This window comes from uncultured Tateyamaria sp., assembly GCF_947488715.1.
Classification (GTDB): Bacteria; Pseudomonadota; Alphaproteobacteria; order Rhodobacterales; family Rhodobacteraceae; genus Tateyamaria.
Genome location: NZ_CANLAG010000001.1, coordinates 776,555 through 802,676, shown reverse-complemented (window position 1 = coordinate 802,676; position 26,122 = coordinate 776,555). Strand labels below are relative to the sequence as shown.

The 26,122-nt window shown below is 62.4% G+C and carries 29 protein-coding genes; 19 read left to right on the top strand and 10 right to left on the bottom strand.

Annotated features, from left to right (window positions below):
* Nucleotides 1–65 precede the first annotated feature (65 nt).
* Nucleotides 66–908, top strand: a complete 843-nt coding sequence (locus tag Q0936_RS04070; RefSeq protein ID WP_299296233.1) for a hypothetical protein — start codon at nt 66–68, stop codon at nt 906–908.
* 43 nt (nt 909–951) lie between these two features.
* Nucleotides 952–2,940, top strand: coding sequence for a peptidoglycan-binding protein (locus Q0936_RS04065; protein WP_299377888.1), 1,989 nt, complete (start codon nt 952–954; stop codon nt 2,938–2,940).
* 225 nt (nt 2,941–3,165) lie between these two features.
* Here the strand turns inward: Q0936_RS04065 and Q0936_RS04060 are convergent, their stop codons facing one another.
* Nucleotides 3,166–5,118, bottom strand: a complete 1,953-nt coding sequence (locus Q0936_RS04060; RefSeq protein ID WP_299294655.1) for an AsmA family protein — start codon at nt 5,116–5,118, stop codon at nt 3,166–3,168.
* Between the two features lie 104 nt (nt 5,119–5,222).
* On the opposite strand from Q0936_RS04060, the gene rimO reads away from it, so the two are divergent.
* From rimO to Q0936_RS04040, 4 genes are all read left to right on the top strand, one after another.
* Complete coding sequence (gene rimO, locus Q0936_RS04055) at nt 5,223–6,593, top strand: 30S ribosomal protein S12 methylthiotransferase RimO (RefSeq protein ID WP_299294653.1); 1,371 nt, start codon at nt 5,223–5,225, stop codon at nt 6,591–6,593.
* Between the two features lie 74 nt (nt 6,594–6,667).
* Nucleotides 6,668–7,015 carry a hypothetical protein gene (locus tag Q0936_RS04050; protein WP_299294651.1) on the top strand — a complete coding sequence of 116 codons (348 nt, stop codon included), beginning with the start codon at nt 6,668–6,670 and terminating at the stop codon, nt 7,013–7,015.
* A gap of 54 nt (nt 7,016–7,069) precedes the next feature.
* Nucleotides 7,070–7,450, top strand: coding sequence for a thiol-disulfide oxidoreductase DCC family protein (locus Q0936_RS04045; protein ID WP_299294649.1), 381 nt, complete (start codon nt 7,070–7,072; stop codon nt 7,448–7,450).
* A 47-nt stretch (nt 7,451–7,497) separates the two neighbouring features.
* Entirely contained in the window at nt 7,498–8,130 is a 633-nt protein-coding gene (locus Q0936_RS04040; protein WP_299294647.1) for a hemolysin III family protein, read from the top strand.
* Here Q0936_RS04040 and Q0936_RS04035 read toward each other — a convergent pair.
* The 3 genes from Q0936_RS04035 to Q0936_RS04025 all read right to left on the bottom strand — a co-directional run bounded on the left by Q0936_RS04035 (nt 8,122) and on the right by Q0936_RS04025 (nt 9,559).
* Entirely contained in the window at nt 8,122–8,376 is a 255-nt protein-coding gene (locus Q0936_RS04035; protein WP_299294644.1) for a DUF6455 family protein, read from the bottom strand. The genes Q0936_RS04040 and Q0936_RS04035 overlap by 9 nt on opposite strands.
* An 81-nt stretch (nt 8,377–8,457) precedes the next feature.
* Nucleotides 8,458–8,808, bottom strand: a complete 351-nt coding sequence (locus Q0936_RS04030) for a YigZ family protein (RefSeq protein ID WP_299138009.1) — start codon at nt 8,806–8,808, stop codon at nt 8,458–8,460.
* A 40-nt stretch (nt 8,809–8,848) separates the two neighbouring features.
* The gene (locus tag Q0936_RS04025; RefSeq protein ID WP_299294642.1) at nt 8,849–9,559 is read right to left on the bottom strand and encodes a M48 family metallopeptidase; all 711 of its coding nucleotides are present in this window, start codon (nt 9,557–9,559) and stop codon (nt 8,849–8,851) included.
* Nucleotides 9,560–9,693: 134 nt separating this feature from the next.
* Between Q0936_RS04025 and Q0936_RS04020 the strand changes: the two genes are divergently transcribed.
* From Q0936_RS04020 to Q0936_RS04010, 3 genes are all read left to right on the top strand, one after another.
* Nucleotides 9,694–9,933: a hypothetical protein gene (locus Q0936_RS04020; RefSeq protein ID WP_299138015.1), complete on the top strand. Its 240-nt coding sequence runs from the start codon at nt 9,694–9,696 to the stop codon at nt 9,931–9,933.
* Nucleotides 9,934–10,010: 77 nt separating this feature from the next.
* Complete coding sequence (locus Q0936_RS04015) at nt 10,011–10,871, top strand: branched-chain amino acid aminotransferase (protein WP_299294640.1); 861 nt, start codon at nt 10,011–10,013, stop codon at nt 10,869–10,871.
* A 57-nt stretch (nt 10,872–10,928) separates the two neighbouring features.
* Nucleotides 10,929–11,384: a universal stress protein gene (locus tag Q0936_RS04010; protein ID WP_299138018.1), complete on the top strand. Its 456-nt coding sequence runs from the start codon at nt 10,929–10,931 to the stop codon at nt 11,382–11,384.
* A gap of 2 nt (nt 11,385–11,386) precedes the next feature.
* Here the strand turns inward: Q0936_RS04010 and Q0936_RS04005 are convergent, their stop codons facing one another.
* Nucleotides 11,387–12,385 carry a hypothetical protein gene (locus Q0936_RS04005; RefSeq protein ID WP_299294638.1) on the bottom strand — a complete coding sequence of 333 codons (999 nt, stop codon included), beginning with the start codon at nt 12,383–12,385 and terminating at the stop codon, nt 11,387–11,389.
* A gap of 166 nt (nt 12,386–12,551) precedes the next feature.
* Here Q0936_RS04005 and Q0936_RS04000 point away from each other — a divergent pair, with 166 nt between their 5' ends.
* From Q0936_RS04000 to Q0936_RS03955, 10 genes are all read left to right on the top strand, one after another.
* Nucleotides 12,552–13,115, top strand: a complete 564-nt coding sequence (locus Q0936_RS04000) for a NifU family protein (RefSeq protein ID WP_299294636.1) — start codon at nt 12,552–12,554, stop codon at nt 13,113–13,115.
* A gap of 16 nt (nt 13,116–13,131) precedes the next feature.
* Nucleotides 13,132–13,536, top strand: a complete 405-nt coding sequence (locus Q0936_RS03995; protein WP_299377885.1) for a GFA family protein — start codon at nt 13,132–13,134, stop codon at nt 13,534–13,536.
* Nucleotides 13,533–14,108 carry a tRNA (adenosine(37)-N6)-threonylcarbamoyltransferase complex dimerization subunit type 1 TsaB gene (tsaB, locus tag Q0936_RS03990; protein ID WP_299294635.1) on the top strand — a complete coding sequence of 192 codons (576 nt, stop codon included), beginning with the start codon at nt 13,533–13,535 and terminating at the stop codon, nt 14,106–14,108. The genes Q0936_RS03995 and tsaB overlap by 4 nt, the downstream gene beginning before the upstream one ends.
* Nucleotides 14,105–14,527 (top strand): ribosomal protein S18-alanine N-acetyltransferase, encoded by a 423-nt coding sequence (gene rimI / locus Q0936_RS03985; RefSeq protein WP_299294632.1) that lies wholly within the window; start codon nt 14,105–14,107, stop codon nt 14,525–14,527. Before tsaB ends, rimI begins: the two co-directional genes overlap by 4 nt.
* Before the next feature lie 191 nt (nt 14,528–14,718).
* Nucleotides 14,719–15,714: a BMP family ABC transporter substrate-binding protein gene (locus Q0936_RS03980; RefSeq protein ID WP_299138032.1), complete on the top strand. Its 996-nt coding sequence runs from the start codon at nt 14,719–14,721 to the stop codon at nt 15,712–15,714.
* Between the two features lie 88 nt (nt 15,715–15,802).
* Complete coding sequence (locus Q0936_RS03975) at nt 15,803–17,323, top strand: ABC transporter ATP-binding protein (RefSeq protein WP_299294630.1); 1,521 nt, start codon at nt 15,803–15,805, stop codon at nt 17,321–17,323.
* 109 nt (nt 17,324–17,432) lie between these two features.
* Nucleotides 17,433–18,530 carry an ABC transporter permease gene (locus Q0936_RS03970; RefSeq protein WP_299294628.1) on the top strand — a complete coding sequence of 366 codons (1,098 nt, stop codon included), beginning with the start codon at nt 17,433–17,435 and terminating at the stop codon, nt 18,528–18,530.
* On the top strand, nt 18,527–19,501 hold the full coding sequence (locus Q0936_RS03965; RefSeq protein WP_299294626.1) for an ABC transporter permease: 975 nt from the start codon (nt 18,527–18,529) through the stop codon (nt 19,499–19,501). The genes Q0936_RS03970 and Q0936_RS03965 overlap by 4 nt, the downstream gene beginning before the upstream one ends.
* A gap of 112 nt (nt 19,502–19,613) precedes the next feature.
* Entirely contained in the window at nt 19,614–20,531 is a 918-nt protein-coding gene (locus Q0936_RS03960) for a sulfite exporter TauE/SafE family protein (RefSeq protein WP_299138040.1), read from the top strand.
* Complete coding sequence (locus tag Q0936_RS03955; RefSeq protein ID WP_299294624.1) at nt 20,531–21,286, top strand: TIGR02186 family protein; 756 nt, start codon at nt 20,531–20,533, stop codon at nt 21,284–21,286. Before Q0936_RS03960 ends, Q0936_RS03955 begins: the two co-directional genes overlap by 1 nt.
* Nucleotides 21,287–21,321: 35 nt before the next feature.
* Here Q0936_RS03955 and Q0936_RS03950 read toward each other — a convergent pair whose 3' ends face one another.
* The 5 genes from Q0936_RS03950 to ccrA all read right to left on the bottom strand — a co-directional run bounded on the left by Q0936_RS03950 (nt 21,322) and on the right by ccrA (nt 26,023).
* A complete protein-coding gene (locus Q0936_RS03950; RefSeq protein ID WP_299294622.1) occupies nt 21,322–22,851 on the bottom strand; it encodes an AAA family ATPase in 1,530 nt (509 codons plus the stop codon).
* A 41-nt stretch (nt 22,852–22,892) separates the two neighbouring features.
* Nucleotides 22,893–23,528, bottom strand: coding sequence for an acyl-homoserine-lactone synthase (locus Q0936_RS03945; protein WP_299294620.1), 636 nt, complete (start codon nt 23,526–23,528; stop codon nt 22,893–22,895).
* Nucleotides 23,529–23,641: 113 nt separating this feature from the next.
* A complete protein-coding gene (locus Q0936_RS03940) occupies nt 23,642–24,373 on the bottom strand; it encodes a LuxR family transcriptional regulator (RefSeq protein WP_299138048.1) in 732 nt (243 codons plus the stop codon).
* Nucleotides 24,309–24,515, bottom strand: a complete 207-nt coding sequence (locus tag Q0936_RS03935) for a hypothetical protein (RefSeq protein ID WP_299138050.1) — start codon at nt 24,513–24,515, stop codon at nt 24,309–24,311. The genes Q0936_RS03940 and Q0936_RS03935 overlap by 65 nt, the downstream gene beginning before the upstream one ends.
* A 215-nt stretch (nt 24,516–24,730) precedes the next feature.
* Nucleotides 24,731–26,023 (bottom strand): crotonyl-CoA carboxylase/reductase, encoded by a 1,293-nt coding sequence (gene ccrA / locus Q0936_RS03930; RefSeq protein ID WP_299294618.1) that lies wholly within the window; start codon nt 26,021–26,023, stop codon nt 24,731–24,733.
* Nucleotides 26,024–26,122 lie beyond the last annotated feature (99 nt).

The following is a 26,122-nucleotide window of genomic DNA, read 5'->3' as shown; positions in this document are numbered from 1 at the left end:
AACAACGTACGATTGAAAGCAATTCAGCGCCTTTTGCGCACAAATATTGCTCGACGGTTTTTGACATGCGACAATTTCTGGCTCCGCTTTTCCTCGCACTGAGCGTGCTCAGCGCCTGCGCCTTCGGGGCCGCAGAGTTTGCCACCTACAGGCAGGCCTTTGAACTCCAATATGTCGAGGGGCAAAAGGTCCTGGACGAGGTCGGACGCGCCGAACGCACCCTCGTCGACCAACAGTTCAGCCGCAAACCGGGCATCCGCGCCTTCGACCCCGACGAGGCGAAATACTACGTCCGTGTCGGCGATCCTCCCCTCACCGGCGCCATCCGCGCCAGCCTGACCGCCCTCAAGGACTACAACGACGCGCTGTCCGGCCTTGCCACAGGCGAAGCCGCCGCCGCCGTCCGCGGTGAACTCAGCTCTGCCAACACCACGCTCAAATCGGCCCTCACCAGCCTCGGTGGCGCCACCGGCGTGGACGTGAACTTTGTCAGCACCCTCTCTGGCGGCATCGCCAAGGCGATCACCGTGCTCGAAGTCCTCGAACGCGCCCAGAACCGCATCGACTTTCGCCAGCAACTCGTGGCCGCGCACCCCGACATGAAATCGCTCCTGACAACCCTGCGCGCGGGCACGCCCGAAATGTTCGACGTCGTCCAGCTGTCCCGCACCACCGTGGGCGGGCTCGGCGGCACCGACGGCGTCAGCGGCGACAACCTCACCCGCCTGCAGGAATTCCGCACCCTCATGGCCGGTTGGGTGATCCTGCTCGACCAATCCGCACTGGCCCTGGACCAGGCCGTCGTGGCCGTCGCAACCCAGGCCGGCAATCCTGACCTGACCTCTCTCATCGACGCCTCCGTCGAGCTGGAAATTCTCGCAGGCGCGCTCAAGGCCGCCCGCAACTGACCCAACCCACCTGCGCGAAAGGAACGTCATGGACCTGGACCAGATGAAACAACAGCTGCTGACCATGCGCCGCGCGCTCGAAGCGCCATGGGCCGCCGCCAAGGCCGCAGGCAACACCGCCGAAATGCAGCGCCTCGAGGCCATCGCCAAGGACATCGATGAACTGCGCATCGACGCCGCCTTGATCGGTCTCGCGCAACTGGCCACCGAAGTGACCAAGATCCGCGCCCGCATCGACGGGCATCAGGCCAACCTTGATGACCTGACTGGCGGCCCCCTCTCGCGCATCAAACAGCAAATCCAGGACATATTCGCCCAAACCGCCGAAGAGGACGTGACCGCCCCACCGGTCGCCGTAACAACCCGCGACGCCCCTGTGGTGGCCGCACCGACGCCCGCCGCACCTGCCCCAACACCCGGCACCCCCACACCGCCACCCGCGCACACGGGCCAGCTGGTTCTCACCGACGCACACCTGATCGGCCTCTGGCGCCGCTCGCTCTTTCCCATCGACGACAGCCGCATCACGGTGTTTGGCCTGCGCGGCTGCCGCCCGGTCGATTTCTCCGGCACAGCCCTCGCCGCAGGGCACGAGATCGTGCTGACCCCTGTGGACTACCAGGTGATGAAATGCACGTTGGGCCATTGGCACCCCGGCAAGGGCCTCGCCCTGTTCCCCGGCTCAACCGTGCCCTACGGTGCTGTGGTCGCCTCGAAACGCGCCAACAACGGTGTCGGCGTCAACCAGATGGGCCGCGGTCGTTACAGCCGCTATGTCGGCGGTTGGCACAAACGCAGCGAAGGACCAAATGGCCACTGGGCGCTGCGCCAGGAATGCGCAATCACCATCCAGCGCACCGGGGATGACACCGACTTTGACCTCAACGACCGGTGGGAGGTTGGCCGCATCGCAGGCGACAACATCCACTGCGCCTTCCACATGGGCGTGGACGGCAACCCGGCGGACGCCAAATTCTCCTCCGCCGGATGCCAGACCGTCGCCGGCACGCTCCGAAAGGGTGTACGCGGGTCCGAACTTGGCCCCTACAAGGATTTCATCGCCCCCTTCACCGACGCCCTCGGCACCCAAAAGGAAACCCAATACGTCCTCTTTGGTGCCGAAGAGGCCCAGATGATGATCCGCACCCACTGCGCGGGCAAAACGGTTCTGCTGCGCTTTGGCTCCTTCGGCCCGCTGGTCGAGGACCTGCAAAGGGCGCTGAACCTGCAAGGCGCGCACCTCAAGGTCGATGGCGACTTCGGGCCGGGTACATTCGTGGCTGTGACCGACTTCCAGACCCGCAGCTTTGGCCCCAGCGGCGATGACGGCATCGTTGGCCCCGGCACGGCGGCCAAACTCGGACTGACCCTGCCCATCTTCGATTTCGATGACGCCGTGCGTGGCGGTCCCGGCCATACCGGCCCCTCGGGTCCGCCCGCCGGGGCGGGGACCAGCGACAATGCCAGCCTCTTTCCCGGTGCCGTGCCACCCGTAGCCAGCCCCGGAACGGAAATCGCTTTTGGTGCTGTCACCCGCGCCAAACACGGTCAGGCCTTCAACGACAAGGTGATCGCCATCGCCGCGCGGCTCAAATGCGACCCAAATCACCTGATGGCGGTGATGGCCTTCGAGACCGGCGAACGGTTCACCCCGGACGTCAAGAATGCCGCAGGCAGCGGGGCCACAGGGCTGATCCAGTTCATGCCCAAAACCGCCATAGGGCTGGGCACAACCACGGCCAAACTGGCGCAGATGTCTGCCATCGACCAACTCGACTTTGTCGAGGCGCATTTCAAAAGCGTGGTGGGCCGTCGCGCCATGCCCGCCCTCAGCGATGTCTACATGGCCGTTCTGCTGCCCAGCGCCGTGGGCAAACTGGACAGTCACGTGCTCTTTGCCAAAGGCACCCGCGCCTATGACCAGAACAAGGGGCTGGACAAGAACAAGAACGGCAAGATCACCAAGGCCGAAGCCGCAGGCAAGGTGCAGCTGAAACTCGAACTGGGAATGAAAAACGGACGTTTCGGATAATCGCGCCCTCCGGGTCGGCGGGCGGGCGCCTTTGCGCAACGCGCAAACAGAGCCGCCCGACGGCAAACCCACCGTCCGCGCCCCTTCGGCTCACAGAGTGCCACGCGCGGCCTTAACGCCCAGTAACCCAACCGCACGGCGCGCAACCCTCTGACGCCCAACGGTTCCCTGTAAATTCTGAACAGAGGGTGACCCCAACGCACACCCTGTCCCCGCGGGGACAGATCAGTCAAAGAGGCTGCGCAGCCCTTTCTTGACCTCATCCTCCAGCTTCTGCTTGGCCGCATCCTCCAGACTCTGTCCTTGGTCCGCGACACCCAACTCCTCGGCGACTTTCGCTCGGACCTTCTCTTTGGCTTTAGCTTCCAGCTTGGCCTTTTCCTCTTCGATCTTCTTGTCGAGGTTCAGGTCAATGGCCGCCTCCAGGTCCGGTCGGATCCGCGGGCTGGCCCAGGGACCAACAATGCGCACAGGGATCGCAATCCCGTTGCCTTCGTTTGCGCGCAACGCCACCGGGGTAAAGGTATAGTCGATGGTCTGAAGCCCCAGCCCAACCTGCCCCGCGCCCCGCGCCTCGTAGTTCTTCAGCTTCAACAACAGGTCCTGATTGCGCAGCACCCCATCCGCAATGTCCCAGCTGGCGCCCAGGCTGTCGAACACCGTTGTCCCGCCCCCGACCTGGCCCGACCGCATCAGCCGGTCCAGATCAATGCCCAGGATCGTGCCCTGCCCAAAGCGGATCGCGCCTTTGCCGGACAGCGACTTCATGATCGCATCGACCGTCTGACCCACACCCAGAAACGACATCTCACCATTCGCCTTGCCGGTCAGCCGGTCAATGCCCGCCGCGTCCGTCAGCACCGCCTGCATGTCCAGCGCGGCCATGTTGATCTTGCCACCCACCGACAGACCAGAGCGGTTGTTCATCACAAACTCGCCCGTGACCGTGCCGCCGTAAGCCGCAACCTCGCGCAGCTCGAACACCATCCGGCTGCGCTCATTGCGCAGCAACGTGCGGGTCTGACCCAGTTTGAACTGCCCAAGATCTATGCTGGACGCAGTCAGTGCGATCTCTCCATTAAAGGCCGACAACCCGCTGGCGTCGATCGGGTCGCGGGGCCAACCGCTGCCCGCCGGGGCCGCCGCTTCGCCGCCGCCGCCACCTGACGCACCGCTGGACGTAGGACTGCGCAAATCGAGCGCGCCCGCGTTCAGCTGGGCGTTCACCGTCGGTGTCCCATTGAGCCCGATGTCTGCCGCCCCACGCAGCGCATTGCCCCCAAGATCCACGTTCAAATCGCGCAGCGACAAACGCCTGTCCGTCGTCAGCGTCAGATCGGTGGTCATGTCCACAGACCGTCCCAACGTGTCCGGCAGGCCCGGCGCAGGCAGGCCCAGCGCCGTCAGGAACCCGTCCGTGCTGGGCAGATCAAGCGACAGCTTGCCCGCCACCTCACCCGCCGTGCTGGCGCGACCGTTCAGGGTCAGCGTGCCGCCCCCCGCCCGGATGGAGGCATCCACCGGCTGCACAGCCCCGGTGATAAAGGCGTTGAACCCGCCAATCGTCGCCGTCACATCCACGTCGCTGCCCGCAGGGCGCAAGGTCGCGGCAATCTCTGCGGGACCGGTCCGCACAGGCCAGTCCAGCGACAGATCCACACCTGTGTAAGACACAAGATCCGCACCCTCGGCGTCATAGATCAGGGTCGCATCGGTGATCTGCATCCGCTCGATCACGATGTCCTGCGGGGTGCGGTCCGGCGCCACTTCGGTCTCGATCTGGGCGGCCCCGCTGGCATCGGTGAAGACCCAGCTGGCGCGCCCGTCCGCACGGCTTTCCAAGCGGATGGTGGGGCGGGTCGCCTCGATGTTCTTGATCTTGATCTCACCGGACAAGAGCGCCATCGCATCCACGCCGATGGCCGCGTTCTCGGCGGTCAACATCGGCCCCTGCCGGGACCAGTCCGCATTTCCAACCTCAAGCCCGTCCGCGCGCACACCGAGCACCGGCCAGAGGGTCATCGACACGCCCGAGATGGTCACGTCGCGCCCCGTCGCCTTACGCAACTGGTCCGCCGCCAACGCCCCGATCCGGTCAGCCGGCAAAAAGAACACCGACACCACCGCCACGAGCACAAGCACGACGACAAAGCCAATCAGGCGTAAAATCCATTTCATCGAGGGCTGCTCCGTTCTGATGACGTGTTACCGTCAGCTTAACGCAGCGCACAGGCACGCCCCAAGCCTTTTCCCGACGCTCAAGTTCACATATGAGGCAAACCATGAGCACAAACCCGCCAAACCTGCGCCCCGACCTCGCCCCTGCCGCCAAAATGGACGGCACGCGCCGCCCCGGACAGCCGACCATCGGCATGGTCAGCCTTGGCTGTCCCAAGGCGCTGGTGGACAGCGAACGCATCCTGACCCGGCTGCGCGCCGAAGGGTATGGCGTGTCGCCCGATTACAGCGGCGCGGATGCGGTGATCGTGAACACCTGTGGGTTTCTCGACAGTGCCAAGGCAGAGAGCCTCGACGCCATTGGCGAGGCGCTGGCCGAAAACGGGCGCGTGATCGTGACGGGGTGTCTGGGGGCCGAGCCCGACTATATCACCGGCGCGCACCCACGCGTGCTGGCCGTCACCGGGCCACATCAATACGAACAGGTGCTGGACGCGGTGCATGCCGCCGTGCCGCCGGACCCGGACCCGTTTGTTGACCTATTGCCCGCCAGCGGCGTGTCGCTGACGCCCCGGCATTTCAGCTATCTGAAGATTTCCGAAGGCTGCAATCACAAGTGCAAGTTCTGCATCATCCCGGACATGCGCGGGCGACTTGCGTCGCGGCCCGCCCATGCGGTGGTGCGCGAGGCGGAAAAGCTGGTCGAGGCAGGCGTGCGCGAGTTGCTGGTGATTTCGCAGGACACCTCGGCTTACGGCGTCGACATCAAGCATGCCGAGGATCGTGGGCACCGGGCGCATATCACCGATCTGGCGCGTGACCTTGGGTCTTTGGGGGCTTGGGTACGCCTGCATTATGTTTACCCCTATCCGCATGTGCGCGAGTTGATCCCGCTGATGGCGGAGGGGTTGGTGCTGCCGTATCTCGACATCCCATTCCAGCATGCGCACACCGACACGTTGCGGCGCATGGCGCGCCCGGCGGCGGCGGAGCGGACGCTGGACCGGATCGCTGAATGGCGCGACATCTGCCCGGATATCACGCTGCGCTCGACCTTTATCGTTGGCTATCCCGGCGAGACAGAGGCGGAGTTTCAGACCCTGCTGGATTGGATGGACGAGGCGCAATTGGACCGCGTGGGCTGTTTTCAATACGAAAACGTCGATGGCGCGCGGTCAAACGCGTTGCCCGATCACGTAGCCCCCGAGGTCAAGCAGGAGCGGTGGGAGCGGTTCATGGAGAAGGCTGCGGCCATTTCCGAGGCCAAGCTGGCGGCCAAGGTTGGCCAGCGCATCCAGGTGATCGTGGACGAGGTCGACGACGAGGCCGCCACCTGCCGGACCAAGGCCGACGCGCCCGAGATCGACGGCAACCTGTTCATCGACGAAGGGTTCGCACATCTGACGCCCGGTGACATCGTCACGGTCGAGGTGGACGAGGCGGGCGATTACGACCTGTGGGGCAAGTTGGTTTAAACCCGCGATTTTGCGTGGATGTTGCATTTTGAGATAGATGTTCTATATTTGTTCTCTACGATAGGAGAACGCTCATGTCCATACATCCCACGCTTCCTGGTCTGTTTGAGCCTGTGCAAGCCGCACTGCCGCTGGATGTGCAGCCGGCGACGGAAAAGCAGATTGCCTTTGCCCGGTCGCTGGCGGCCCGGACGGGGCAGCCATTGCCTGCGGCGCTGTTGGCGGATCGGGCGGGGTTGTCCGCGTGGATTGACCGGGCGCGGCCCAAGGCGCCCGAGGGTCGGTTTGCCGCCTATCCCAGCGCCAAGCAGGTGCAGTTTGCGGAACGGATTGCGCGGCTGAAGCGGCGCGAGATCCCGGCGGAGTGTTTCAAAGACAAAGGGTTGATGTCGCGCTGGATCGACGGGAACAAGCCACGCTGACGCTGCGGCGCTTTGCCCCTTCGCGCTTGCACGGGCGGAGATTATCTTTGGGTTATGACTGATGACACCCGCGTTCTGTACAATGCCAACTGCCCTGTGTGCAGTTTCGAGATCGACCACTATGCCGCGTATAGTGACCGGATGGGCCTGCCGATCCGGTTCGAAGATTTGAATGCGGCCGAGATGGACGATTGGGGGCTGAGCCGGGACGCGGCTGCGCGGCGGCTTTATGTCCTGAAGGACGGTCAGATGTATTCGGGCATTCCGGCGTTCATCGTTTTGTGGCGTGATATGCCGCGCTATCGCTGGTTGGCGCGGCTGGTGTCGGTGCCGGGGGTGCATTGGCTGGCGTCCAAGGCCTATGACCATGTGCTGGCGCCTGTGATCTACCGCTGGCACATGCGCAGGCTTCGCGCGACGTCAACGGTTTCGTGACGGTTTGTGCCCTAGACTGAGCGGGCAATGACCGTCAGGCTGGTGCCATGTCATATCCCTATTCCCTTCGTGAGACCCTGGCTGATGCGTCGGTCCATGTGATTGGTGTCAGTTTTGCGCTGTTGGCGGGTGGTCTGTTGATCACGCATGTGGTGCAGCACCATGGTGCGCCGCAGATTGCCGCGACCAGCGTTTATGCGGTGTTCATGGCCGCGTCGCTGGTGGCGTCGGCGCTCTATCACCTGTTGCCGTGGGACCGGACGCGCCCGTTCTTTCACCGGATGGATCACGCGGCCATCTACCTCAAGATTGCGGGCACCTACACGCCGCTTGTCGTGCTGATCGGATCGGTCTTTGCCTATGTGGTGCTGGCCGCCGTTTGGGTTGTGGCGTTGGCGGGTGCCGTGGCCAAGATGAGCTTTTGGGCGACGGACGCGAAGGGGTCGCTGGCGCTGTATCTCGCGCTGGGTTGGGCGAGTGTGCTGCTGATCTGGCCGATGTGGCAGCACCTGCCGGGACCAACCATTGCGCTGATCGTTGTGGGTGGGGGTCTCTATTCCCTTGGCACGGTGTTTTACGCGATGAAGGCGCTGAAGTTTCAGAACGCGATCTGGCACAGCTTTGTCCTGGCAGCGTCGGTCTGTTTCTTTGCTGCTGTGGCGGTGGGCGTGTCAGCCTGAGCCCTTGGCCAACGCGTCAAAGGCCTGTGCATTGCGGCAGTAGTCCGGTGTGGTGCCTGTCTGAGCGTCGAGCCATGCGGCACAGTGATCCGCGCGGACGCACCCGGCACAGCGCAGCACAAGCTCTGACTGGTCCGCGGGGGTCAGCGCGCCGCGCAGGGAAGCCTCTTGCAGGTCGAGGCCGCGTGCCGTGGCCATGCGGTCCACAAGGGTGGCGTGGTGTTTCAGACGGGCAGTGGTGGACATGGGCGTGATCCTGTGTGGCGTGGCGCGTTCGGGTGCGCCCCCTCACCCTGACATGCCGTCACGCCCGCACATTGACCCAGATCAAAGCGCGTCCAGATAGGCCCGCACGCACGTCTGCACATGGCGAAACCGATCGCCGCCCAGATGTTTGCCACCGTACCAGCGGGTCACCACCACCATGTGATCGCGCAGACCCTCACGCATCAGCATGCGCAGGATCACCATGCCTGCGCCGCTTTCGCCGTCATCACCCTTGATAGGCCCACCCGAAGACAGGTCACAGCCCCATGTGTTGTGCGTCGCCTTGGCGTAGGATTTGTCGCGCCGCAGCACCGTCAACGCGGCATCGATGCCCGCACGGTCGGTCACCGCACAGCCGGACACCGCGTATTTCGACCCCTTGTCGGTCAGGATCAGCCCAAGCTGTTTCATGGATTTGGTACGCCGGTCACAACCGCAGGCATGATGCCGGTCAGAGACCTGCCGCCGTGCGCCGCACTGTTTCAATGCGCTGCGCGTTGGGCGGGTGCGTGCCGAGGAACCGGTCGCCTGGGTCCGGGATACGGTTAAAGAACTGGGACCCCGCAATCGGATCATAGCCCGCCAGCGACGTAATCACCGTACCCAGCGCATCGGCCTCGAGCTCGAAATCCTTGGAATAGGTGCGCGCGCCGACCTGGGCGCCCAGCCGTTGAGCCGATTCGACATCGCCACCCGCGATCGAGGCCAGCCCACCAAACACCACCGCACCGGCAGCCGCATTCTGGCGCTGGCGCGCAATGTGGCCACGGATGTGGTGCGCCGCCTCATGCCCCATGACAAAGGCGATTTCGTCCTTGTTCCGCGCCTCGTTCAAAAGCGCCAGGTTGAAGACCAGCAACGGGCGGCCGTCGTCGTCCAAGGTCTGAAACGCATTGGGCGGCTGCCCACGACGATCATCCACCAGAATCTTGAAGTCGCAGTTCACACCATTGGTCCGCCGCCTGCATTCGCGTTCGGCGACCGGCTCGACCCGGCCAACCACTTCGACAAAGGCGCGCCCGGTCTGGTCGCCGCTGCGCAATTGGTCCGGCACGTCGCCGCCAGACGGCGCAGGCCCGGTGGGCGCAGACGTTGTTGTCAGCGTTTCGTCACAGGCCGCAGCAAACAGCGCCACAGCCAGAACTGCCATCCAACGGGTCATCGGCATCCATCCTTTGATCATACAACGTGCATCAGCCTATCACCGAAATAATCCGGGTGCAGCCCCGATCAACGGCCTGATCAAGGGGATGTGTTCCCCTTTGCTTCGTGCGGCGGATCCCCTAGCGTTGCCCTATGTTTACGATTGAGCACGAATTCGACGCGACCGTCATCACACTGGTCGACGAAGGCCAGGCGCCCCTGCAAGAGGACGTTGTGGTCAACAGCTTTGCCGAGGTGATCACGGTCGAGCAATATGATCCGCGCACAGATCAGGTGGTGCGCATTGCGCTGTCACCCGAACAGGTGCGCGATCTGGCTGCAGCACTGGATTTGCCCGAGGGGGTGTACCAGCTCAAGACCGGCGCGCCCTAGCCCGGCGCCCGCGAAAAAGGTCTGGACCTATGACCTGTCTCTGATAGCGTGTTCGCGTTCAAGGGGGAGAGAAGCGCATGGCAATTGGCAGCAAGATCCGCACGTATTTTGAAGGGGCCTGGCACGAGGGCGATGTGCCGATCATGCGCGCGGCGGATCACGGGTCGTGGGTTGGGTCGACTGTGTTTGACGGGGCGCGGTTCTTTGACGGACGTGCGCCCGATCTGGATGCCCATTGCGCGCGCGTGAACCGGTCCGCCGAAGCCTTGATGCTGACGCCCACGATGGCGGCAGAGGATATTGTCGCCGCCGTGCGCGAGGGTTTGTCGACCTATAGCGCGGACGATGCGGTCTATATCCGCCCGATGTATTGGGGTTTGGACGGCGATCCGTCAGGCATTGTGCCACAGGCCGCGTCCACCGGTTTTGCCATTTGCCTCGAGGCCGTTCCGATGGCCGATCAGGGTGCGTCGACAACCTTGGGCCGGACCCGGTTTCGCCGCCCTGTCCTTGAGGACAATGTGGTCAACGCCAAGGCCGGGTGTCTTTATCCCAACAACGCGCGGATGCTGACGGATGTGCGGTCGCGTGGGTTTGGCAATGCGCTGGTTGCTGATGCGATGGGCAATGTGGCCGAGAGTGCCACGGCGAATGTGTTCATGGTCAAGGATGGCGTGGTGTTCACACCGATCCCAAATGGCACCTTTCTGGCCGGTATCACCCGCGCGCGGCACATGTCGAACATGCGCGGTGACGGGATGGAGGTGCACGAGGCTGTGCTGTCCTTTGACGATTTTGCCGAGGCGGACGAGGTGTTTTTGTCGGGCAACATGATGAAGGTCACGCCTGTGTCGGCCTTTGAGGACACGCAGTACCAGATTGGTCCGGTGACGCGCCGGGTGCGCGAAATGTATTGGGACTGGGCTGCGAGCGCCTAGCATCCGGGTTGCACGGCCCGTGTGGTTGGTCCATGCTTTGGCCAAAGAGGGGTCAGCATGCGCAAATTTCTGGTGGTATTGGACGACAGTCAGGAGTGCCTGAATGCGATGCGGTTTGCCGCGATGCGGGCGTCGCATACAGGCGGCGGCGTCGAGGTTCTGTCGGTGATCCCGCCGGACGAGTTCAACCATTGGATCGGTGTGGGCAACGTGATGCGCGAAGAGGCGCGGGAGCGTATCCACGCGCATTTCGAGGTGTTCGCCAAATGGATGCGCGACAAGCAGGGTGTTGATCCCGAACTGGTGATCCGCGAAGGCCCGCCCGTCGACGAGATCATGGCGCAGGTGCATGACGACCCCGAGATCGGCGTTCTGGTTCTGGGTGCGGGCACCGACAAGAAGGGCCCCGGCCCGTTGGTCACCCAACTGACCCGCAATGCTGGCAACCTGCCGATCCCGATCACAATTGTGCCCGGCGATCTGAGCAAGGAAAAGCTGGAAGCGATTACCTGAGCTTATTGGTCGATCGCAAATGCCACCGCGCCAACGGCCTCTGAGGTGTTCTTGTACTTTTCAATAAACGCGATGGCGCGGTCCTGGATGCGTGCGCTTTCAGCAGATTGCTGGCTTACAAAACCCTGTGTCGCAAGGCGTCCAAGCAGGTTCATGTAGTTTTCCATATCGAGTTCGTTCAAGTCGTCGATATCTGCGACCAAATCGACAATCGCGTTTTCGGGGCGACCCTCAATCATCCAAATAATCGGTTCGTGTGCTAAGAACACTTCCGGAAATCCGTTTTCCCGCGCGAGTTCGGAGTACTTTCGGTAGATATTGAATGCTGCGGCGCTTGGTTGCCCTTCGGCCCATGTCTCCGGAGCCCCTGCTGCGCCGATGACGCGACGCCCATATGCCTGTGTCAGCGTTTGAATAGCGGTGCGACTGGTCGCGCCATATCCCGGAGCCTGAGACAACAGTCTTTCGATACGGCCGAAGTCACCGCCCTGCCCCAGGTTGCGGATCAGCAGATCAAAAGACGGGCGCAATGCGTCCTTATTTTCATCCAGCTGACCTTCCGGGATGTCTGATGAGCTGCTGCTCCTCTTGGCATACGCCTCGTTCAAAACGATGAACTCCCGAAGTACGGGCTCAATTTCACTGTGTGTAAATCCGCTCGAGAGGTCGATCCTTGTCAGTTGCACCCCAAGTGACGTGGAGCGCTGCAGGAATTCCACCCGAGATACAAAGCCTTCCTGCGCTGTCTCAAACTGCTTTCGGACCGCGCTTTCAATGATGATGCTGCCAAAATACCCTCCGATTGCGATCAGGGCCGTCAACCCGACACCAATCAGCGATGTATAAAGCGAGCGTCTCGCCCGCCGATCAACGTCCAGCTGAGAGCGCACACGTTGCGACACGGCGTCAGTGACAAGCGCATAGGCCTGTTCGTTGGAAAAGAGGTTGGATGCGTCTGGCGTTTTTCGGGCGCGCGTTGCGCGGGATGTGTAATTTTTCATTTTCGTCCTGAATACTTGGATTTTAATGCATTCAGAATAACACGTATTAAGCGAAAATTGGACCCTGACCGTTAGAATTGTGGCCCTACAAGTTTAGAACCATTCCAAACCTTGACTCTGCACCACCGGACCCGCATATCCTAGTATAACGCTCAGGAGATGCCCGATGTTCATCCAGACAGAATCGACACCCAACCCCGCCACGCTGAAATTCCTGCCGGGTCAAACCGTGCTGGAAATCGGCACGGCTGATTTTCCGACTGCAGATGCGGCGGCGAAGTCGCCACTTGCTGCGCGGGTGTTTGCCGTGGAGGGCGTGACGGGTGTGTTCTTTGGCACAGATTTCGTGACTGTGACCAAGGCCGACGCCGTCGACTGGGACCACATCAAACCCGCGCTGCTCGGCGCCATCATGGAGCATTTCCAGTCGGGTCAGCCCGTGATGGACGATGGCCATGCGCCCGCATCCGGTCATGCCGAGCATGATGGTGAGGACGCCGTTGTTGTGGGCCAGATCAAGGAATTGCTGGACAGCCGGGTTCGCCCTGCCGTGGCGCAGGACGGGGGCGACATCACGTTCCACGGCTTTGACCGCGGCGTTGTCTACCTGCACATGCAGGGCGCCTGCGCGGGCTGCCCGTCTTCGACGCTGACGCTCAAGATGGGGATTGAGAACCTGCTGCGGCACTACATCCCCGAAGTGACCGAAGTGCGCCCCGTCGCGGTGTGATGGGCCACCGGATCCGGTGCTGACCGCCAGATGCTATTGCGGCGCGTCCCGTTGGACGCATGATGGGCCACCCCTGTTGGTGGCCTATTGCCATTGTCGCGACTGCCGCCGCTGGACAGGCGCACCGGTGGCTGCCTTTGCCGCCTTTGAAAGCACGGGCCTGCACATTCCGGGCACCCGTCACAGCCACACCCAAGGGGTCGAGCGCTGGAACTGTTCGGCCTGTGGATCGCCGCTCGCGGCGCGGTTCGACTATCTGCCGGGACAGACCTATGTGCCCGTGGGCGTTCTGGATCAGGCCGAAACCCTGCAACCAGTGCTGCACAGCCACGCCGATCGCGCGCTGCCCTGGTTGCACATCGAGGATGACCTGCCGCGCGCAGAGGCATCCGCGCGCGATATGCTGGACCCCGCGCGATGACGGATCTGCCGCTGATCCTCGGGCTGGACACATCTGGCCCGCACTGTGCCGCCGCATTGATCCGTGGCCCCGAAGTGCTGGCCGCGCAGGGCGAAGACATGGCCCGTGGACAGGCCGAACGCCTGATGCCGCTGCTCGAAGAAGCGCTGGAGGCGGGCGGCGCCACATGGCGTGACCTGAGCGCGCTGGCCGTGGGCACCGGGCCGGGCAACTTTACCGGCATCCGCATCGGTGTCTCGGCTGCGCGGGGTCTGGCGCTGGGGTTGGCTGTGCCAGCCTATGGCGTCACCGGGTTCGAGGCGCGCGCGCGTCTGGCCGCCCCTGGCGAGACCGTGACTGTGCCGGCACCTCGCGGCATGGTCTATGTCATGGACGCCACTGGCGCACATCAGGTGCCATTGGACAGCGTGGACCACCCTGCCCCGCCCGTTTCCACAGCACTGCTGGCGCAGGCCATTGCACAAGCGGCCGCCGCGCGTTGGCCCACCGCTGCCCCATCACCCGCACCATTCTACGTGCGCCCACCGGATGCGGCACCGGGACGAGACGCGCCACCGGTCCTGTTGCCGTGACGCCAGAGACGGCCGCCGCCATTCATGCCGCCGCCTTTGCGGACGGGCGACCCTGGACCGCATCCGAGATTGCGGATTTGATCGCATCGCCAAACACCTATCTGACTGCGCAGGATGCGGCGGGGTTTGCCCTGTGGCGTGCGGTGGCGGGTGAGGCCGAGCTGTTGGCCATAGCCGTGTCGCCGGACCGTCAGGGACACGGCATCGGAGCCGCGTTGATGCAGGACTGGATGCAAGCGGCGCGCGCTTTGGCCGACACTGCGTTTCTGGAAGTGGCCCATGACAATGTCCGGGCCTGCGCGCTTTATGCCCGGTGTGGGTTTGTCGAGGTGGCGCGGCGGACCGGTTACTATGCGCGACCGCAGGGTCGTGCCGATGCGTTGGTGTTGCGAGCGGCCTTGCGCGCCGTGCCATCCTGAAGAATCCGCCCCACCCCGCACAACCGTTCAGCTTGCCCTTGCGTCCATGGGCAAAACCCTTGCCCAAATGGTCAAAAAGCGGTTGACCCCACCCCGCCCCTGCGGCCTAATCCCGTATGATCACTGCGATCCCGGGCGTGCGGAGCCCTGCTGCTGCTGCCCCAACCATGACAACTGGGAGAAATGACACCATGACCCTGATGCAGAAATTCCTCGGCGCGACCGCCGCTCTGGCCCTGTCGGCCGGTGCCGCGCTGGCCGATCCTGCGCTGATCTTTGACCTTGGCGGCAAGTTCGACAAATCCTTTAACGAAGCGGCGTTCAACGGTGCCAAGCGGTGGGCAGACGAGACAGGCGGCACGTTCCGCGAGATCGAACTGCAATCCGAAGCACAACGCGAGCAGGCCCTGCGCCGCTTTGCCGAAGCGGGTGCAAACCCCATCGTCATGGCTGGCTTTGCCTTTGCTGACGCGCTGGGTCAGGTGGCTGCGGACTATCCCGACACCAAATTCACCATCATCGACATGGTCGTGGACGCACCCAACGTGCGGTCCGTGGTGTTCAACGAGCATGAGGGTTCGTACCTCGTGGGCATGATGGCGGCCAAAGCGTCGAAATCCGGCACCGTCGGCTTTATCGGCGGCATGGACATCCCGCTGATCCGCAAATTTGCCTGTGGTTATGCGCAGGGCGTGAAGGCCGTGAATGGCGACGCGACTGTTGTGGCCAACATGACCGGCACAACACCCTCCGCATGGAACGACCCCGTGAAGGGTTCCGAGCTGACCAAGGCGCAGATCAGCCAGGGCGCTGATGTGGTTTATGCAGCCGCAGGTGGCACCGGCGTGGGTGTTCTGCAAACTGCTGCTGACGAGGGCATCCTGTCCATCGGCGTCGACAGCAACCAGAACTATCTGCACTCGGGCAAAGTCCTGACATCCATGATGAAGCGCGTCGACAACGCCGTGTTCTCGGCCTTTTCTGACGGTGTCGACATGGAAACCGGGTTCCAGGTGATGGGTCTGGCAAACGGCGGCGTGGGCTATGCCCTGGACGAGCACAATGCCGAGCTGGTCAGCGATTCCATGCGCAATGCAGTGGATGATGCCGCCGACAAGATCGCCAGCGGCGAACTGGCTGTGCATGACTACATGTCCGACGACAGCTGCCCGGTTCTGAACTTCTAAGACCGGCACCACAACAATCTGGGCCGCGCGGGTAACACCGTTGCGGCCCAGTTTCTGCACGACACCTCCGCGCCCAAGGATCGCCAACATGACCGCACCCGCGATTGAGCTCAAAGGCATTTCCAAGGCCTTTGGCCCTGTCCAGGCCAACAAGGACATCTCGATCCGCGTGATGCCCGGCACGATCCACGGCATCATCGGCGAAAACGGCGCAGGCAAATCGACGCTGATGTCGATCCTCTATGGTTTCTACAAGGCCGACGCGGGCGAGATCTTTATCTCCGGCACCCGCACCGACATCCCCGACAGCCAGGCCGCGATTGCCGCAGGCATCGGCATGGTGTTCCAGCACTTCAAACTGGTCGAAAATTTTACGGTGCTGGAGAACATCATCCTCGGCGCCGAAGACGGCGGGTTCCTGAAACCGTCGCTCGCCAAGGCCCGCAAGTCGCTGGTTGATCTGGCCGCCGAATACGAATTGAACGTCGACCCCGACGCGCTGATCGAAGACATCGGCGTCGGCATGCAGCAACGGGTCGAAATCCTCAAGGCGCTCTACCGCCAGGCCGATATCCTGATCCTGGACGAGCCCACCGGCGTGCTGACCCCGGCCGAGGCGGACCAGCTGTTCCGCATCCTCGGCCGCCTGCGCGAAGAGGGCAAAACCATCATCCTGATCACCCACAAGCTGCGCGAGATCATGGACACAACCGACACTGTCAGCGTGATGCGCCGCGGCGAGATGACGGCCACGGTCAAAACCGCCGACACCAGCCCCGAAGAACTGGCAGAACTCATGGTGGGCCGCAAGGTCCTGCTGCGCGTCGACAAAACACCCGCAACCCCCGGCGATGTGGTGCTGGACGTCAAAAACCTCCGCGTGGTCGACGAACAGGGTGTGGAACGGCTGCGCGGCATCGACTTGCAAGTGCGCGCAGGTGAAATCCTGGGCATCGCGGGTGTGGCGGGCAACGGCCAATCCGAACTGCTCGAAGTCCTCGGCGGCTACGGTGACGCCACGGGCACCGTGACACTGAACGGCGACCCCATCGACCTCACGGGCCGCCATTCCGACGGACGATCCCGCCGCGACAAGGGCATCGCCCACGTTCCCGAAGACCGCCAGCGCGAAGGCCTGATCATGGACTTCTCCGCCTGGGAAAACACCGCCTTCGGCTATCACCGCGACGCCAGCTACCAATCCGGGTTGCTCAGCAACAATGCCGCGATCAAGGCCGACACCCAGGCCAAGATGGACCGCTTCGACGTCCGCCCCCCGCACCCGCACCTCGCGGCCAAGAACTTCTCCGGTGGCAACCAACAGAAAATCGTCCTCGCCCGCGAGATCGAACGCAACCCAGACCTCCTGCTGATCGGCCAACCCACACGCGGCGTTGATATCGGCGCCATCGAATTCATCCACCAGCAAATCGTCGCCCTGCGGGATCAGGGCAAAGCCATCCTATTGGTCTCGGTCGAGCTCGAGGAAATCCTGTCCCTCGCCGACCGCGTCGCCGTCATGTTCGACGGACAAGTCATGGGCGAACGCCAATCCACCCAGACCGACGAAAAGGAACTGGGCCTGCTGATGGCCGGGGTGGCGTCATGATCTCTTCCTTTCGCCCAAAATACCTTGGGGGAGTCGCGCAAGCGACGGGGGTGAAACCCCCTGAAACATCGCGCGTGCGCAGCACACATTCAGAGAACGAAAGCAAACCATGGACGTGATGCCAAAATGGGCCGAGGTCATCCTCGTGCCGCTGATCTCACTGATCCTCGCCGCCATCCTGTCGGCGCTTGTCATCCTCGCCATCGGCGAAGACCCGGTGGCCGCCGTCAACCTGATGGTCACCGGCGCGTTGGGGTCGACCTATGGTTGGGGTTACACGCTCTACTACGCCACCAACTTCATGTTCACCGGCCTCGCCGTCTCCGTGGCGTTCCACGCGGGTCTTTTCAACATCGGTGGCGAGGGTCAGGCGATGCTGGGCGGGCTTGGCGTGGCGCTTGTGCTGCTCTTTATCCCATGGCCCCACTGGACGGTCGCCCTGCTGGCCGCCACCGCAGGTGCTGCGGTCTTTGGCGCGCTTTGGGCCGCCATTCCCGCCTATCTACAGGCAAAACGCGGCAGCCACATCGTGATCACCACGATCATGTTCAACTTCATCGCCGCCGCCGTCCTCAACTACATGCTGGTCAACCAGTTGCGCCCTGCGGGCAGCATGGATCCGGCAACGGCACGGTTTGCCGAAACAGTCCACCTGCCCAACCTGCATGAACTGTTGGCCCCCTTCGGCATCGCCTTTTCCAAAGCAGCACCGGCAAATGTCTCGCTGCTGATTGCGTTGATCGCCTGCGTTCTGGTCTGGCTGCTGATCTGGCGTACACCGCTTGGGCTTGAAATCCGGTCCTATGGCAAATCGCAACGCGCGGCGCGCTATGCCGGGATCGGCGCGGTGCGCATCACCATGATCGCCATGCTGATCTCCGGCGCACTGGCGGGCATGATGGCGATCAACAACGTGATGGGCGAGGCAGAGCGTCTGGTCCTGAACGCCGTTGAAGGCGCCGGTTTCATCGGCATCGCCGTGGCCCTGATGGGCCGCAGTCATCCGTTTGGCGTTTTCCTTGCCGCGATCCTCTTTGGCTTTCTCTATCAGGGGGGCGCAGAACTCGCACTCTGGACGACGATCCCACGCGAGCTGATCGTGGTCATTCAGGCGCTGGTTATCCTGTTCACCGGCGCGCTCGACAACATGGTCCGTATGCCGCTCGAACGCATCTTCCTCGCCGTACGCCGTGGAGGTGCCGCATGAACTTCCTCGCACTTTTTGACCTGTCGGTCCTCGATTCCACCGTCCGTCTAGCCACGCCGCTGCTGCTGGCTTGCCTTGCCGGGCTGTTTTCCGAAAGGGGCGGTATTTTTGACATCGGCCTTGAAGGCAAGATGCTGGCTGCGGCCTTTTTCTCAGCCGCGCTTGCGGCGATGACAGGCAATGTCTGGATCGGGCTTCTGGCCGGGATCGGGGCATCGCTGATGTTGTCGGCAGTGCACGGCCTCGCCTCTATCACCTTCCGTGGCAACCAGCTGATTTCGGGCGTAGCTATCAATTTCCTCGCTGCGGGTATGACGGTTCTGATTGCGCAGGACTGGTTCCGGCAAGGTGGACGCACCCCGTCGCTGATTGGCGGCGGGCGGTTCGAGCCGATCACCCTGCCCTTTGCCGAGACCCTCAGCACAGTTCCATTTTTCGGGCCGATCTATGCCGAGCTGATTTCAGGCCATTCGATCCTGGTCTATGTGGCACTGCTCTGCGTTCCGGGGACCTGGTATATCCTGTTCCGCACGCGCTTTGGCCTGCGGTTGCGCGCAGTGGGTGAAAACCCCGCCGCCGTCGACACGGCAGGCGTCAGCGTCATTGGCCTGCGCTTTGCCGCTGTGGGCATTTGCGGGATCCTGTGCGGGATTGCCGGGGCCTATCTGGCCACCGGCCTGCAAGCCGGGTTCGTCAAGGACATGACCGCCGGGCGCGGGTTCATCGCGCTGGCCGCACTAATCTTTGCCAAGTGGCGACCCTGGCATGCGCTGTGGGCCACGCTACTCTTTGGGTATCTCCAGGCCATCGCCTTGCGGCCGGACATCATCGAGGGCGCGCTTGGCTTCAAGGTGCAGGTGCAACTGTTGGATGCGCTGCCCTATATTCTGACGGTGGTGATTCTCGCAGGCTTTGTCGGCAAGGCCATTCCGCCCCGTGCGGGGGGCGAGCCATACGTCAAGGAACGCTGACCCGAGCAAAGGCAAACCATATCCGTCCAGATTGCCGAGAAACTTAGAGCCAGTTCGCTGCGCGGCGGCATGACACCTTGATTTCGGTTCCAACGCTGTCCTAACAGGGACCATGCAAATTTACCTGCCCATTGCCGAAGTATCGGTCAACGCGTTCCTGCTTTTGGGATTGGGCGGCATGGTGGGCGTTCTGTCGGGCATGTTTGGCGTTGGTGGCGGGTTTTTGATGACGCCGCTGCTGTTCTTTATCGGCATCCCACCCGCTGTTGCGGTGGCGACTGAGGCCAACCAGATCGTCGCCTCGTCCTTTTCCGGTGTGCTGGCGCATTTCAGGCGCAAGACGGTGGACCTCAGGATGGGGGTTGTGCTGCTGATTGGCGGCCTTGTCGGCGCGGCGTTGGGTGTCTTTGTCTTCAACTACCTCAAGTCACTGGGCCAGGTCGATCTGCTGGTCAAGCTTTGCTATGTCGTCTTTCTTGGTGTGATCGGTGGGCTAATGTTCATCGAAAGCCTGAACGCGATCCGCAAGACCGCCAAGGGCGGCGCGGTGCCCAAGCGCAAGAAACACAACTGGATCCACAAGCTGCCGTTCAAGATGCGGTTCCGGGTGTCGGGCCTCTATATCTCTGTGATTCCACCGCTTTTGGTCGGCCTCGTGGTCGGTATTCTGGCGGCGATCATGGGTGTGGGTGGCGGGTTTATCATGGTGCCCGCGATGATCTATTTGCTGGGCATGCCGACCAAAGTGGTCGTGGGCACGTCGCTGTTCCAGATCATCTTTGTCACCGCATTCACCACGATGTTGCACGCCACGACGAACTTTACCGTGGACGTGGTGCTGGCCGTGCTGCTGCTGGTCGGTGGCGTGATCGGCGCGCAGATCGGCACGCGGATCGGCGTGAAGATGAAGGCCGAACAGTTGCGCATCCTGCTGGCGATCATGGTGCTGGCGGTTTGTGGCAAGCTGGCCTTTGACCTACTGGTCATGCCGTCAGAGCTTTATTCCATCGGCGCGGCGGAGGGGCATTGATGATCCGCTGGCTCTTTGCCCTGTTGCTTGTCGCACTGCCTGCCGCAGCCGCCGAAGAGGTTGTGCTTGGCCTGAGCCAGAGCGAAGTGGCGATCACCACCAATTTCAACGGCTCCGAAATTTTTGTCTTTGGGGCGATCAAGCGCGATGCGCCGATGCCCGAGGGTGACATGGGCGTCATCGTCACAATCAGTGGCCCGCCCGTGCCTGTGTCCGTGCGCAAGAAAGAGCGCCGGTTCGGCATCTGGGTCAACACCGACGTGGTCGAGATCGAAGCCGCGCCCAGCTATTACGCCGTTGCCACCAGCGGCCCGCTGGAGGACGTGTTGAGCACGCGGGAGAACATCCTGCGCAAGGTTTCCGTGCCCAGCATGATCCAGTCCATCAGCGCGCCAACCACGGTTTTGGATGCCACAGGCTATGTCAACGCGCTGATCCGCATCCGCGAAAACGCGGAGGCGTTCCAACTGTTGGAAGGTCAGGTTGTTGTGGACGATGACACGCTGTTTCGCACCCGGATCAAGCTGCCTGCGGCGCTGACAGAGGGGGCGTATCAGACGCGTATCCTGTTGACCCGCGACGGCGCTGTTGTGGATCAATACCAGACGGCGATCGACGTACGCAAAGTTGGCCTGGAACGCTGGCTGTATAGCCTGAGCCGCAATCAGCCGTTTTTGTACGGGCTGATGTCTCTGGCGATTGCGATCTTTGCCGGATGGAGCGCGTCGGCGGCATTTTCCCTATTGCGGAACTGACATCGCCGTCATGCGGTGCGCTGTAAAGGCACACCTTACGGGTCGGTCTCAACCTCAAGCGTCAGCGTTGCGGCAGGCGTGCTGCGCAGGTCATCCACGCTGAGCGGGCCAGTGGGTTTGGACAGCCGGTTGCGCACCACCCAGATCAGCCGTTCCTGGGCGCGGGTGATGGCCACATAGGCCAGACGTTTCCACAGCGGCTGCCCCGCCTCACTGCGGCCCATGCGGGCGGCGGTGTAGAGGTCGGGGGCAAAGACCTGCACCGTGTCCCATTGGCTGCCTTGCGCCTTGTGAATGGTCACGGCAGCACCATGCAGGAACGTGGCCCCCATGCGCGCGGCAAAGGGGATGAACGGCTCTTCTTCGTCCGGCTTTTCGATTTTGACGATAGAGGCTGCGGAGACTTGCGGATCTTCGGCGCCCATCACGTGCAGGCGCGAAAAGCCCGGTTTACGGCCCTCACCCAGAAAGATCACCTGCGCGCCCTTGATCAGGCCACGGGCCTCTAGGTCGAGGCGTTTCTTGCGGTGTTTGAGCGGCAGTTCCAGCCCGTCGCAGATCAGTGGCTCGCCCTCAAGCAGGCGATCCTCTGGCGCGCCGTGGACGGCGCGGAAGGCGTTGATCAGACGGATGCGGGTGGCGTTGCGCCAGACAAGGACCGGGCTGCGGGCCATCAGATCAACCTCGACCCGTTGGCCCCAGACGACACGTTCATCGCGTTTGGCCGCCTCTTCGACCATCCGCTCGAAGGCATAGAAATCGACCTGTGGGTCGGCCAGCGCGTGCGCCAGATCAAGGATCGGGTTGTCGGCCTCTTGCCTGTGGATGCGGTTGAGGTTCAGCACCCGCCGTTCGGGCAGTTTTTCGAACACCATGGTGCCGGATTGGTTGACGGGTGCGAGCTGTGCGGGGTCACCAAACAACAGAAGCGTCGGGAAAATCTCTTTGAGGTCTTCGAACTGTTTGTCGTCCAGCATCGACGCTTCGTCGATGAACCCCACATCCAGTGGTTCCTCGCGACGTTTCCAGCCGGTGATAAAGTCACTGCCCCGCAATCCGGCAGCGGCCAGCGCGCCGGGGATGGATTTGTTGTTCTGGTAAAAGGCAAAGGCCCGGTCCAGGGCCAGATCGGTCAGCCCTTCGATCTCGGGGCGGTCGCCGTTGCCTGCCAGCCATTCAGCGATGCGTTCGTATTCGGGGTCATAGACCGGCGTGTAGAGGATGCGGTGGATGGTTGTCGCGGGCACACCGCGAAAACGCAGAACCGATGCGGCCTTGTTCGTGGGGGCCAGGATGGCGAGGGTGCGTTTGTCGCGGCGCTTGCGCGATTCGTAGTCGCCGGACACCACTTCGACGCCTGCGCCCTCGAGTGCCTTGTAGAGTTCAGACAGCAGCAGCGTTTTGCCCGATCCCGCCTTGCCCGTGATCGCCATGACCGATGCGGTTGACGATTTGGGCGGCGTCAGCAGCGCATCGTCCAGGTCGATGCCCGCCCCGCGCAGCAGGTCGGTCACCGCGTCGAACGCGTTGGCCTGATCGTCGGAGAGGGCAAGGGCTGTGGTCATGGCGCGACCCTATATGCGGGCTACGCCATGGACCAGCGGGTTTAGGCGCTGCGGGCAAAGGCGGTAGCGGTTTGTGTGCCAAAGGCGCGGTCGAACCACTGGCGCGAGCGGTCGAGCGGCACGCCTGCGCGTTCTGCCACTTTGGCGGCGGCGCTGTCATCGAAGTGCCACAAGCCGACACTGATCTGGTCACGGCCGGTGCCGGCGCTGCCCAGAACCTCGGGCGAAGATCCGATCAGGCGATAGATCCGGACCATGCGGGCATCAAACACGCCGACGAAATGCTCAACGCCGAAATTCTGCATAATCTCGCCACCGCCAAGCATCAGCGCCGCAGCGACGTGGCTGCCTGCGCCGCGGGTCAGGCAGAACCGGGTGCATTCCCAAATGACGGGGCTGGTGATGGGGCCGGAAATCAGGTCGCCAAAGTGTTCGTTCACCATCGTGCGACCCGTGGTGGGCAAAAAGCGCATGGAGCCACCATGGCTGCCATCGGGTTCTTCCCAGATTACATAGAGCGGGTTCAGGTCGTCATATTCGTCGCGTTCGTACCCATCGGCGTCGATCGCAACATCCCAACCCAGGCGGGTTTTGAATTGATCGGCGCGGTCACGGAACATCGTGCGGGCAAGTTTCGGGTAGTCGGCCAGATCAGAGGCATAGACGTAACGCAGCATGGGGAACTCCTTGGGCAAACCGGGGCAGGTATGACCAAAATACTACCGATACGTGCGTTAACGTCTACTCATACACCCGTGCGGTGCAACGAGCACCAGGGCAACGGCGGTTTTTACACCACAATCAGGCCGCGACTCATCGCGCGTGCAACCGCGTGGGTCGTGTTCATCGCACCCAGTTTGAACCGTGCGCTTTCGATATAGACGCGCAGGGTGTGTTCCGAGATGGCAAGCGTGTCCGCCACCTGCGCCCGGCTGTATCCCATGGCCAGAAAGGTCATCGCGTCCACCTCGCGGGGGCTGAGCGATTGAGACTGTTCCGGCGTGCGGTCCGGCTCGAACTCAAGAGCCTTTTCGTTGAATGTATGGGCGATCAGAATCAGGTCACGGCGATGCGCATCTGTCCATCCCGCCCACGTGTCGTCGTCGCATGAGTGGCTGACTGTAAAGAGTGCAAACTGCCCGTTCGGGCCGCGGATCGGCACCGAGAACCCCTGGTTCCCGACCCCGTGTTCGATGGCTTCGGCCTGAAAGGCGCGGGCCGCTTTGCTGGACCAATCAAGACGTTTCCAGTCAACCGGATGAAACCGTTGAAAACATCCCAATATGACTGGATCCACGCGCAGATAATTCTGTTCGAGATACCGATCCCGCCATGTATCCGAATAGGTGCCGCAACCGTATTGATCCCCGGCGGAATCGACCCAGTGATAAACAACGTGGTCGACCCTGTAATGGTCACGTATCTGTTCGGAGGCCGCCTGAAGAGCAGCCAGCCCTTCAGCTTTTTCCAAGTCCTCCAAAATGGGTTCCAACGGCTGCCTCGCCGTGGTGACGCTGAGCATCGTGCTTGTCCTTCATCGCGGCGATCTCGGCCATCGCGACAATTGCAGTGTCGTCCAATTGCTCGGCAAGCGAGGGCATGCCGTTGGCGCGTGCAAAAGTCTTGAGGTCCGTGAGAACGTCCAGTATCCAGTCACTTCGCATGATAAGACTCGCTTCCAAGTGGTTAATGAAAAGTTAACACAACTATAGCATGCGTTAACTCAGCCTGAAAATTCACGCTTTTCTACTCCCCAGAAATGGTGAGGGTACGATTTTTAACCCTTTGTTCCTGTTGAAGGTGCCTCAAAACGCAAAAGCGCCCGCGACAACCAAGGGTGATTCGCGGGCGCTTGGGATACATCCAGAGCGTGTAGTTCTTAACGGCGCGCCTCCAGCGCGTCCTCAAGAGTGCGCAGCCCGGTCTTGGGCGCTTGCACCAGAACGGACATGTTGCCGGGCTTGTGCTCGTTGCGCATCATCTTCATGTGCGCCTCGCGCAGGTCGTCCCAGGCGAACACTTCGGACATGCAGGGATCGAGGCGACGCTCCACCATCAGGTGGTTGGCGGCGGAGGCCTGCTTGAGGTGGGCAAAGTGGCTGCCTTGCAGACGCTTTTGGTGCATCCACATGTAGCGCACGTCAAAGGTCAGGTTGTAGCCGGTGGTGCCCGCACAGATCACGACCATGCCGCCCTTTTTGCAAACGAAGGTCGACACCGGGAACGTGCTTTCGCCGGGGTGTTCGAACACCATGTCGACGTTGTTGCCTTTGCCGGTGATGTCCCAGATCGCCTTGCCGAACTTGCGCGCCTCTTTGAACCACTCCGCGTATTCAGGGGTGTTCACCGTGGGCAGTTGGCCCCAGCAATTGAAGTCCTTGCGGTTGATCACGCCCTTGGCGCCCAGATCCATGACGAAATCACGTTTGCTTTCGTCGCTGATCACGCCAATGGCGTTGGCACCGGCGGTGTTGATCAACTGGATCGCATAGGAGCCCAGACCGCCCGAGGCACCCCACACCAGCACGTTCTGGCCGGGTTTCAGGTCGTGGGGTTCGTGGCCGAACAGCATCCGGTAGGCCGTGGCGAGGGTCAGCGTGTAGCATGCGCTTTCTTCCCAAGTCAGGTGCTTGGGGCGCGGCATCAGCTGCTGGGCCTGCACGTTGGTGAACTGTGCGAACGACCCATCGGGTGTCTCGTAGCCCCAGATGCGCTGGCTGGACGAATACATCGGGTCGCCCCCGTTGCAGTGTTCGTCGTCACCGTCATCCTGGTTGCAGTGGATCACCACCTCGTCGCCAACTTTCCAGCGTTTGACCTTGTCACCCACGGCCCACACGATGCCGGACGCATCAGAGCCCGCGATGTGGAACGGCTTGCCATGCCCGTCAAAGGGGCTGATCGGCTGACCAAGGCTGGCCCAGACACCGTTGTAGTTCACGCCAGCGGCCATGACCAAAACCAGCACTTCGTGGCTGTCGAGGGTCGGCACATCGACCACCTCGAGCTGCATCGCCGTGTCGGGCGTGCCGTGACGCTCGCGCCGGATCGCCCACGCATACATTTGTTTCGGGACATAGCCCATGGGGGGCATTTCACCCATTTCATAGAGGTCTTTTTCAGGTGCGTCGTAGGACGCGATGCCTGTGTCTGATGCAGTGTCGAGTGCCATGTCAGCCTCCGTGCCGTGAATCGTAGTACAATTTGCGCCGCAGCGCAGAATCGCGGTGTGTCAGGGCTGAATATGGGGTGTCACGCAACATTGCAACAT

What these genes read in the sequence shown, in the direction of transcription:
- Q0936_RS04070 (WP_299296233.1), top strand. Translation starts at nt 66, where the DNA reads ATGCGACAATTTCTGGCTCCGCTTTTCCTCGCACTGAGCGTGCTCAGC.
- Q0936_RS04065 (WP_299377888.1), top strand. Translation starts at nt 952, where the DNA reads ATGAAACAACAGCTGCTGACCATGCGCCGCGCGCTCGAAGCGCCATGG.
- Q0936_RS04060 (WP_299294655.1), bottom strand. Translation starts at nt 5,118, where the DNA reads ATGAAATGGATTTTACGCCTGATTGGCTTTGTCGTCGTGCTTGTGCTC.
- rimO (WP_299294653.1), top strand. Translation starts at nt 5,223, where the DNA reads ATGAGCACAAACCCGCCAAACCTGCGCCCCGACCTCGCCCCTGCCGCC.
- Q0936_RS04050 (WP_299294651.1), top strand. Translation starts at nt 6,668, where the DNA reads ATGTCCATACATCCCACGCTTCCTGGTCTGTTTGAGCCTGTGCAAGCC.
- Q0936_RS04045 (WP_299294649.1), top strand. Translation starts at nt 7,070, where the DNA reads ATGACTGATGACACCCGCGTTCTGTACAATGCCAACTGCCCTGTGTGC.
- Q0936_RS04040 (WP_299294647.1), top strand. Translation starts at nt 7,498, where the DNA reads ATGTCATATCCCTATTCCCTTCGTGAGACCCTGGCTGATGCGTCGGTC.
- Q0936_RS04035 (WP_299294644.1), bottom strand. Translation starts at nt 8,376, where the DNA reads ATGTCCACCACTGCCCGTCTGAAACACCACGCCACCCTTGTGGACCGC.
- Q0936_RS04030 (WP_299138009.1), bottom strand. Translation starts at nt 8,808, where the DNA reads ATGAAACAGCTTGGGCTGATCCTGACCGACAAGGGGTCGAAATACGCG.
- Q0936_RS04025 (WP_299294642.1), bottom strand. Translation starts at nt 9,559, where the DNA reads ATGACCCGTTGGATGGCAGTTCTGGCTGTGGCGCTGTTTGCTGCGGCC.
- Q0936_RS04020 (WP_299138015.1), top strand. Translation starts at nt 9,694, where the DNA reads ATGTTTACGATTGAGCACGAATTCGACGCGACCGTCATCACACTGGTC.
- Q0936_RS04015 (WP_299294640.1), top strand. Translation starts at nt 10,011, where the DNA reads ATGGCAATTGGCAGCAAGATCCGCACGTATTTTGAAGGGGCCTGGCAC.
- Q0936_RS04010 (WP_299138018.1), top strand. Translation starts at nt 10,929, where the DNA reads ATGCGCAAATTTCTGGTGGTATTGGACGACAGTCAGGAGTGCCTGAAT.
- Q0936_RS04005 (WP_299294638.1), bottom strand. Translation starts at nt 12,385, where the DNA reads ATGAAAAATTACACATCCCGCGCAACGCGCGCCCGAAAAACGCCAGAC.
- Q0936_RS04000 (WP_299294636.1), top strand. Translation starts at nt 12,552, where the DNA reads ATGTTCATCCAGACAGAATCGACACCCAACCCCGCCACGCTGAAATTC.
- tsaB (WP_299294635.1), top strand. Translation starts at nt 13,533, where the DNA reads ATGACGGATCTGCCGCTGATCCTCGGGCTGGACACATCTGGCCCGCAC.
- Q0936_RS03980 (WP_299138032.1), top strand. Translation starts at nt 14,719, where the DNA reads ATGACCCTGATGCAGAAATTCCTCGGCGCGACCGCCGCTCTGGCCCTG.
- Q0936_RS03975 (WP_299294630.1), top strand. Translation starts at nt 15,803, where the DNA reads ATGACCGCACCCGCGATTGAGCTCAAAGGCATTTCCAAGGCCTTTGGC.
- Q0936_RS03970 (WP_299294628.1), top strand. Translation starts at nt 17,433, where the DNA reads ATGGACGTGATGCCAAAATGGGCCGAGGTCATCCTCGTGCCGCTGATC.
- Q0936_RS03965 (WP_299294626.1), top strand. Translation starts at nt 18,527, where the DNA reads ATGAACTTCCTCGCACTTTTTGACCTGTCGGTCCTCGATTCCACCGTC.
- Q0936_RS03960 (WP_299138040.1), top strand. Translation starts at nt 19,614, where the DNA reads ATGCAAATTTACCTGCCCATTGCCGAAGTATCGGTCAACGCGTTCCTG.
- Q0936_RS03955 (WP_299294624.1), top strand. Translation starts at nt 20,531, where the DNA reads ATGATCCGCTGGCTCTTTGCCCTGTTGCTTGTCGCACTGCCTGCCGCA.
- Q0936_RS03950 (WP_299294622.1), bottom strand. Translation starts at nt 22,851, where the DNA reads ATGACCACAGCCCTTGCCCTCTCCGACGATCAGGCCAACGCGTTCGAC.
- Q0936_RS03945 (WP_299294620.1), bottom strand. Translation starts at nt 23,528, where the DNA reads ATGCTGCGTTACGTCTATGCCTCTGATCTGGCCGACTACCCGAAACTT.
- Q0936_RS03940 (WP_299138048.1), bottom strand. Translation starts at nt 24,373, where the DNA reads ATGCTCAGCGTCACCACGGCGAGGCAGCCGTTGGAACCCATTTTGGAG.
- Q0936_RS03935 (WP_299138050.1), bottom strand. Translation starts at nt 24,515, where the DNA reads ATGCGAAGTGACTGGATACTGGACGTTCTCACGGACCTCAAGACTTTT.
- ccrA (WP_299294618.1), bottom strand. Translation starts at nt 26,023, where the DNA reads ATGGCACTCGACACTGCATCAGACACAGGCATCGCGTCCTACGACGCA.